This window comes from Allobrachymonas denitrificans DSM 15123 (assembly GCF_900110225.1).
Lineage (GTDB): Bacteria > Pseudomonadota > Gammaproteobacteria > Burkholderiales > Burkholderiaceae_C > Brachymonas > Brachymonas denitrificans.
The window spans coordinates 39,221-46,800 of the sequence record NZ_FOCW01000012.1; the positions used below are offsets into that span (position 1 = coordinate 39,221).

The window sequence follows — 7,580 nt, forward strand, 5'->3', positions numbered from 1 at the left end:
GCGCCATAGAATCGGGGAAGTTCTTTATTCTCCCGATTTTCGAAGCCCCCGTCCCATGCAGGAAACTTACCAACCCGCCGGCGTCGAGCGTGCCGTGCAGGACGCCTGGCGCAACGCCGACGTCTACCGCGTCACCGAAACCGCCGACAAGCCCAATTACTACGCGTGCTCCATGCTGCCCTATCCCAGCGGCAAGCTGCACATGGGCCACGTGCGCAACTACACCATCAACGACATGCTCACGCGCCACCTGCGCATGAAGGGCTTCAACGTGCTGATGCCGATGGGCTGGGATGCATTCGGCCTGCCGGCCGAAAACGCGGCGCTCAAGAACGGCGTGCCGCCGGCCAAGTGGACCTACGAGAACATCGCCTACATGAAGAAGCAGATGCAGGCGATGGGTCTGGCCATCGACTGGAGCCGCGAAGTGGCCACCTGCGATGCCGACTACTACAAGTGGAACCAGTGGCTGTTCCTGAAGATGCTGGAGAAGGGCATTGCCTACCGCAAGACCCAGGTGGTGAACTGGGACCCGGTGGACCAGACCGTGCTGGCCAACGAGCAGGTGATCGACGGCCGCGGCTGGCGTACCGGGGCGCTGGTGGAGAAGAAGGAAATCCCCGGCTACTACCTGAAAATCACCGACTACGCGCAGGAACTGCTGGACCACGTGCAGGTCGGCAACGACAAGGCCACGCTGGAAGGCTGGCCCGAGCGCGTGCGCCTGATGCAGGAAAACTGGATCGGCAAGAGCGAGGGCGTGCGCTTTGCCTTCACGCACACCATTGCCGGCGATGACGGCCAGCTGATCGGCGACGGCCGCATGTACGTGTTCACCACGCGTGCCGACACCATCATGGGCGTGACCTTCTGCGCCGTGGCTGCCGAACATCCGCTGGCGCTGCATGCGGCCAAGGGCAACCCGGAACTGGCTGCCTTCATCGAGAAGTGCAAGCAGGGGGGCACCACCGAGGCCGAACTGGCGCTCAAGGACAAGGAAGGCATGCCCACCGGCCTGACGGTGACGCATCCGATCACCGGCGAAGCCGTGCCGCTGTGGGTGGGCAACTACGTGCTGCTGGGCTATGGCGATGGCGCCGTGATGGGCGTGCCGGCGCATGACGAGCGCGACTTTGCCTTTGCGCTCAAGTACGGCATCCCGATCAAGCAAGTCATCCTCGTCGAGGGTGAGCCGCATTTCGATTTCCACCAGTGGCAGGACTGGTACGCCGACAAGGAACGCGGCGTCACCATCAACTCCACCGACTTCAGCGGCATGGGCCACAAGCAGGCGGTGCAGGCCGTGGCCAAGGCGCTGCAGGACAAGGGCTTGGGCGAACTCAAGACCACCTGGCGCCTGCGCGACTGGGGCATCAGCCGCCAGCGCTACTGGGGCACGCCGATTCCGATCATCCATTGCGAAGAGCATGGCCCGGTGCCGGTGCCCGAGAAGGATCTGCCCGTGGTGCTGCCGCAGGACTGCATCCCCGACGGCTCCGGCAACCCGCTGCACAAGCACGAGGGCTTCCACGCCGGCGTGACCTGCCCGGTGTGCGGCAAGCCCGCGCGCCGCGAAACCGACACCATGGACACCTTCGTGGACAGTTCCTGGTACTTCATGCGCTACACCTGCGCCGGCAACGACCTGCAGATGGTCGATGCCCGCACCAACTACTGGATGCCGATGGACCAGTACATCGGCGGAATCGAGCATGCCATTCTGCACCTGCTGTACGCGCGCTTCTGGACCAAGGTGATGCGCGACATGGGCCTGGTCGATTGCGACGAACCCTTCAAGCGCCTGCTGACGCAGGGCATGGTGCTCAACCACATCTACAGTCGCCGCACCGCCAAGGGCGGCAAGGAATACTTCTGGCCGGCCGATGTGGAGAACATCGTGGACGAAGGCGGCAAGGTGATCGGCGCCAAGCTGAACAAGGCCGTGCCCAGTGCCGATGGCGAACTGCCGGCCGGCACCGAGATCGACTACGAGGGCGTGGGCACCATGTCCAAGTCCAAGAACAACGGTGTCGATCCACAGGAGCTGATTGAGCGCTATGGTGCCGACACGGCGCGCCTGTACACCATGTTCACGGCGCCGCCCGAGGCCACGCTGGAGTGGAACGACGCTGCCGTGGAAGGCAGCTACCGCTTCCTGCGCCGCGTCTGGGGCTTTGCCGCCAAGAACGAGGCGGCGCTCAAGGCCGGCTTTGCCGTGGATCGTGGCGCCGACGGCAAGGCGCCGGTGGCGTTCAGCGCGGCGGCCAAGCAGTTGCGCTTCGACATTCACAACACGCTCAAGCAGGCCAATTACGACTACGAACGCATGCAGTACAACACGGTGGTTTCTGCCGTGATGAAGATGCTGAACACGCTGGAAAGCGCCAAGCTCTCCGGCAGTGCCGAAGACAGCGCTGCGCTGGCCGAGGGCTTCTCCGTGCTGCTCCGCGTGCTGTATCCGGTGTGCCCGCACATCACCAATTTCCTGTGGGATGAGCTGGGCTATGGCGGCCATTGCGGTACGCTGCTCGACGTGGCCTGGCCCGAGGTGGACGAAGGCGCGCTGGTGCAGGACGAGGTCGAACTCATGCTGCAGATCAACGGCAAGCTGCGCGGCAGCATCCGCGTGCCGGCCGGTGCCGACAAGGCAGCGATCGAGGCGACGGCTCTGGCCAGCGAAGGCTTTGCCAAGCATGCCGAAGGCGCGACGCCCAAGAAGGTGATCGTGGTGCCGGGCCGCCTGGTCAACGTGGTGGTGTAAGGAGCGATATGCAGCGCAGGCAGATGCTTTTTCTGGGGCTGGGGTCGGGCGCTGGCCTGATGGCCAGTGGTTGCGGCTTCCGCTTGCGCGGATCCAACCTGCAGTTGCCCTTCCGCTCCGTGCATGTGCAGGGCGGCAACGGCCCGCTGCAGGCGCTGCTGCGCCGCACGCTTGCCGGTTATGCCACGGTTGCCGAGACTCCGGAAGCGGCTGAAGCCGTGCTGCATGTGCTGTCCGAGCGTCAGGAGCAGGCATCCGTGGTGCTGAGCACCAGCGGCAAGGTGCGCGAGGTGCAACTGCGCCAATACGTCGATTTTTCGCTGACGGACAATGCCGGCGCGACGCTGGTCGACCGTTCCTCGCTGCGCATCGTGCGCGACGTGAGCTACAACGAGAGCGAGGCGCTGTCGAAAGAGGCCGAGTTCGAGCTGCTCTACCGCGACATGCGCAATGACGCCGTGCAGCAGATCATCCGCCGCCTGGCCGCAGCCAAACCCCGCTGAACGATTCCATGCAAGTCAGTGCTGACCAACTCCCCGCGCAACTGAAGAACGGGGTGCGTTCCCTGTATGTGGTGCATGGCAACGAGCCGCTGCTGGTGCAGGAGGCGGTGGATGCGATCCGCGCCGCTGCACGCGGGCAGGGCTTTTCTGAGCGCTCATCGCATACCGTGACGGGCGTGGGTTTCGACTGGGGCACGGTGCTGGCCGCCACCCAGTCGCTCAGCCTGTTTGCCGAAAAGCAGATCGTCGAAATCCACATCCCCAGCGGCAAGCCGGGCAAGGATGGCAGCCAGGCGCTGCAGCAGATCGCCGAAGCCAGCGCCGGCAACGATGCCCTGCTGGTGGTGGTGACGCTGCCGCGGCTGGACAAGGCCACCAAGAGCAGTGGCTGGTTCGTGGCGCTGGAGGGACATGGCGTGTCGGTTCCGGTGGAAAGCGTGGAGCGCCAGATGCTGCCGCGCTGGATTGCCGCGCGTCTGCGCCTGCAGGGGCAGCAGGTGGCTGCCGGCGCCGAAGGCGAGCATGCACTGCGATTCTTTGCCGACCGCGTCGAGGGCAACTTGCTGGCGGCGCACCAGGAAATCCAGAAGCTGGGCCTGCTCTATCCGCATGGTGAGCTGAGTGCCGAGCAGATCGAAGCGGCGGTGCTCAACGTGGCGCGCTACGACGTGTTCAAGCTGAGCGAGGCCGTGCTGGCCGGCCAGATGGAGCGTACCCAGCGCATGCTCGACGGCCTGCAGGCCGAAGGCGAAAGCGAGGTGCTGGTGCACTACACGCTGGCCGAGGACATCCGTGCGCTCAAGCGCGTGCGTGATGCGCTGGATGCCGGCAAGCCACTGCCGATGGCACTGCGCGAACAGCGCGTGTGGGGCATGCGCGAGCGCCTGTTCGAGCGCGTGGTGCCGCGGCTGACGGCAACCTCCCTCAACGGTCTGCTGCATGCGGCGCATGTGGTGGATGGCATCGTCAAGGGCATCAAGGTGCCGGACTGGCCGGCCGACAGCTGGCAGGCCCTGCACCAGCTGGCCTTCATGCTGTGCCGGCAGGCGGTGGTGACGCAGCAGGCGGGGCGGCGCTAGCGATTGTTACGCCGTCACGCCTCCGGACTCAACGCTTGTCGGAAATGTCTATTCCGGCTTGGCTGGATGGCGCTAAAGGCTCAGATACCGATGCAGCCTGCATCGCACGCGAGGCACCGACTGGAGAGGCTTCCGGACTTGCGGGGGCGGCTGACGTCGGAGTGACCGGAATGGCAGCACCCTGCATCATGGTCCGGAAATCATGCCCCGAAGGCTGCTGGAACACGCGCAGCCCGAACTCCGGCAGCACCGACAGCAGGTGGTCGAACAGGTCGCCCTGGATGGTCTCGTATTCCTGCCAGTTGGTGGTGGCGCTGAAGCAGTAGATCTGCACCTGCACCCCTTCCGGGCTGGTGCCGGCGGTGTTGACGATCTGCGTCATGTCCTGCCGGATGTCCGGATGTTTCTCCAGGTAGGCCGAAACGTAGGCGCGGAAGCAGCCCAGGTTGGTGAGCTGGCGCAGGTTGAGCGGCAGCGATGCTGCCTCGGGTGAGAGCGTCTGCAGGCGGGCGGCGTTGGTGTCGGCCAGCGCCTGGCGCTTCTTCTGCAGATAGGGGCGCAGCAGTTCGATGCGTTCCAGCTGTTCGATCTGCTCGGGCTGCAGGAAATGCACCGAGGTGGCGTCCAGCGAGAGCGTGCGCTTGATGCGGCGTGCGCCGGATTCGCTCATGCCGCGCCAGTTGCGGTAGCTCTCGCTCATCAGGCGCCAGGTGGGGATGGTGGTGATGGTCTTGTCCCAGTTCTGCACCTTGACGGCATGCAGCGCCATGTCCACCACCTGGCCGTCGGCGCCCACCTGCGGCATCTCGATCCAGTCGCCGGCGCGCAGCATGTCGTTGCTGGAGAGCTGCACGCCGGCCGTGAAGGACAGGATGGTGTCCTTGAATACCAGCATCAGCACGGCCGACAGCGCACCCAGACCCGAGAGCAGCAGCAGCGGTGAGCGGTCGGTGAGTTCGGCGGCCATGATGATCAGGCCGCCCAGCACCACCACCAGCTTGGCGAGCTGGATGTAGCTCTTGATGGACAGCTGCTGGCGGGGCGAATGCCGCAGGAACACCGTCTGGTGCTTGAGCGTGGCATCGAGGTAGGCCAGGATCACCCGGACCACGCACAGCACCACATAGGCCGAAAGCAGGGTGTAGAGGATGATGGTGGCCAGCCCGTGTGGCTTGGGCAGGCTGAGCAGGCCGAGCTGTACCAGCAGGGGCGAGACGATCCGTGCCGAGCGGCGCAGCACGGCCCGGTCCAGCAGGATGTCGAGCCAGGCCGGGCTGTCGGAACGCAGCACGCGCTCGCGCAGTTGCAGCAGGCCAAATTCGAGGGAGACGCGCAACATCCAGGTCGCGAGGAAGAGCAGGGCGATGATGCCGGCCACGCGGGCCGAGGCCGGCCAGTCGGGCGGGAGCCAGTTCAGCGCGTCGCGCATGGCGCCGCGCAGCGGATCCCGAACTTGGTCGGGCAGGGGAGGCATCAGTCTGGAGTAGGGGTCGGAGCCGGGCCAGAAGCCGGACGGCCGCCACGATGGCACAAACATGCCGGTCAGCTTATCATGGAGGTTTGCAAGGCGCATGACCTTGCCCTGCGGATGTTATTCGAACTGTAAATCCATGAGCACCCAAGACGTCAACGAACTGATGCAGCAGATGGGCGAACGCGCCCGCGCCGCTGCCACTGCCATGGCCCGCGCCAACGCGGCCAGCAAGAACGCGGCCCTGCGCGAACTGGCGCGCCTGCTTGGCGAATCCGGCGCGGCGCTGGATGCTGCCAACGCACAGGACATCGCCCGCGCCGAGACGGCCGGCCTGAGCGCACCGATGGTGGACCGCCTGCGTCTGGGTACCAAGGTGGTGGCCACGTTGCAGGAAGGCTGCCTGCAACTGGCCGCCATGCCGGACGTGATCGGCACCATCCAGGGCCTGCAGGAGCAGCCCAGCGGCATCCGCGTGGGCCAGATGCGTGTGCCGATTGGCGTGTTCGGCATGATTTTCGAGAGCCGCCCCAACGTGACCATCGAGGCGGCCAGCCTGAGCATCAAGAGCGGCAATGCCTGCATCCTGCGTGGCGGCAGCGAGGCGATCGAATCGAACAAGGCGCTGGCGGCCATCGTGCAGCAGGCGCTGGTGTCTGCCGGCCTGCCGGCCGATGCGGTGCAGCTGGTGCCCACCACCGACCGTGCCGCCGTGGGCCGCCTCATTGCCATGCCCGAGTATGTGGACGTGATCATCCCGCGCGGCGGCAAGGGCCTGATCGAGCGCATCAGTGCCGAAGCCAAGGTGCCTGTGATCAAGCATCTGGATGGCAACTGCCATACCTACGTGGATGCGCCTTGCGACCTGGATATGGCGGTGAAGCTGGCCGACAACGCCAAGACGCAGAAATACAGCCCTTGCAACGCGACCGAGAGCCTGCTGGTGGCTGCCGAGATGGCAGAGGCCTTCCTGCCGCGGATAGGCCGCATCTACAAGGACAAGGGCGTGGAGATGCGTTGCGATGCCGCGTCACGCGCCATTCTGGCCGGCCATGCGGATACGCGCGATGCACAGCTGGTGGATGCGACGGAGGAAGACTGGTCGACCGAATACCTGGCGCCCATCATCAGCGTCAAGGTGGTGGCGGGCTTGGACGAGGCGATTGCGCATATCAACCGTTATTCGTCGCAACATACCGAGGCGATCGTTACCACCGATCACATCCATGCGCAGCGCTTCCTGCGCGAGGTGGACAGCAGCAGCGTGATGGTGAATGCCAGTACGCGATTTGCGGATGGCTTCGAGTACGGGCTGGGCGCAGAGATTGGCATCAGTACCGACAAGTTCCATGCGCGGGGGCCGGTGGGGATTGAGGGGCTAACCTCGTTGAAGTATGTGGTGTTGGGGCAGGGGGAAGTGCGGGGTTGAGGGGCAGGGGTGGTGACTCTGCTACCGATTCTGTGCGATACACCATCCAGGGGGTCATATCTGAGGCCACGTTACTAATAGATATGAACTTTCTAGTCAGATATGGCTAATAGGCGCCGAGTTTCAGTTGGTAGGTGCCGATAGTGGTGCATACTGAGTATTAGGCGCCATACCGCGTACCAAAGGAAGCCGCATGGAACTTATTGCCAATGTTTGGCCTGTGATCGACGAGGGAATGGAGTTGGAGTTGACCCACTTCCGTGGACGGGTATTGGTTTGATTCTCAAACCGTTTCGGGCGTTGCCTCGACGTGTAGGTGAACGTCTTCGACAACATC

The 7,580-nt window shown here is 64.6% G+C and carries 5 protein-coding genes; 4 read left to right on the forward strand and 1 reads right to left on the reverse strand.

The features are described from left to right. The first annotated feature begins 55 nt into the window (after positions 1-55). Genes leuS through holA form a run of 3 tightly spaced genes read left to right on the forward strand, consistent with a single transcriptional unit; the run spans position 56 to position 4,343 of the window. Complete coding sequence (leuS, locus tag BMW28_RS12125; protein ID WP_091818314.1) at positions 56-2,761, forward strand: leucine--tRNA ligase; 2,706 nt, start codon at positions 56-58, stop codon at positions 2,759-2,761. Positions 2,762-2,769: 8 nt separating this feature from the next. Continuing rightward, on the forward strand, positions 2,770-3,264 hold the full coding sequence (locus tag BMW28_RS12130; RefSeq protein WP_234970143.1) for an LPS-assembly lipoprotein LptE: 495 nt from the start codon (positions 2,770-2,772) through the stop codon (positions 3,262-3,264). Positions 3,265-3,272: 8 nt separating this feature from the next. Then, a complete protein-coding gene (gene holA, locus BMW28_RS12135; protein WP_091818316.1) occupies positions 3,273-4,343 on the forward strand; it encodes a DNA polymerase III subunit delta in 1,071 nt (356 codons plus the stop codon). Positions 4,344-4,371: 28 nt separating this feature from the next. On the opposite strand, the gene BMW28_RS12140 is transcribed toward holA, so the two are convergent. Further along, positions 4,372-5,817 carry a mechanosensitive ion channel family protein gene (locus BMW28_RS12140; RefSeq protein ID WP_234970144.1) on the reverse strand — a complete coding sequence of 482 codons (1,446 nt, stop codon included), beginning with the start codon at positions 5,815-5,817 and terminating at the stop codon, positions 4,372-4,374. 136 nt (positions 5,818-5,953) lie between these two features. Between BMW28_RS12140 and BMW28_RS12145 the strand changes: the two genes are divergently transcribed. Beyond that, entirely contained in the window at positions 5,954-7,243 is a 1,290-nt protein-coding gene (locus BMW28_RS12145; protein WP_091818318.1) for a glutamate-5-semialdehyde dehydrogenase, read from the forward strand. Positions 7,244-7,580 lie beyond the last annotated feature (337 nt).

What these genes read in the sequence shown, in the direction of transcription:
- BMW28_RS12140 (WP_234970144.1), bottom strand. Translation starts at nt 5,817, where the DNA reads ATGCCTCCCCTGCCCGACCAAGTTCGGGATCCGCTGCGCGGCGCCATG.
- leuS (WP_091818314.1), top strand. Translation starts at nt 56, where the DNA reads ATGCAGGAAACTTACCAACCCGCCGGCGTCGAGCGTGCCGTGCAGGAC.
- BMW28_RS12130 (WP_234970143.1), top strand. Translation starts at nt 2,770, where the DNA reads ATGCAGCGCAGGCAGATGCTTTTTCTGGGGCTGGGGTCGGGCGCTGGC.
- holA (WP_091818316.1), top strand. Translation starts at nt 3,273, where the DNA reads ATGCAAGTCAGTGCTGACCAACTCCCCGCGCAACTGAAGAACGGGGTG.
- BMW28_RS12145 (WP_091818318.1), top strand. Translation starts at nt 5,954, where the DNA reads ATGAGCACCCAAGACGTCAACGAACTGATGCAGCAGATGGGCGAACGC.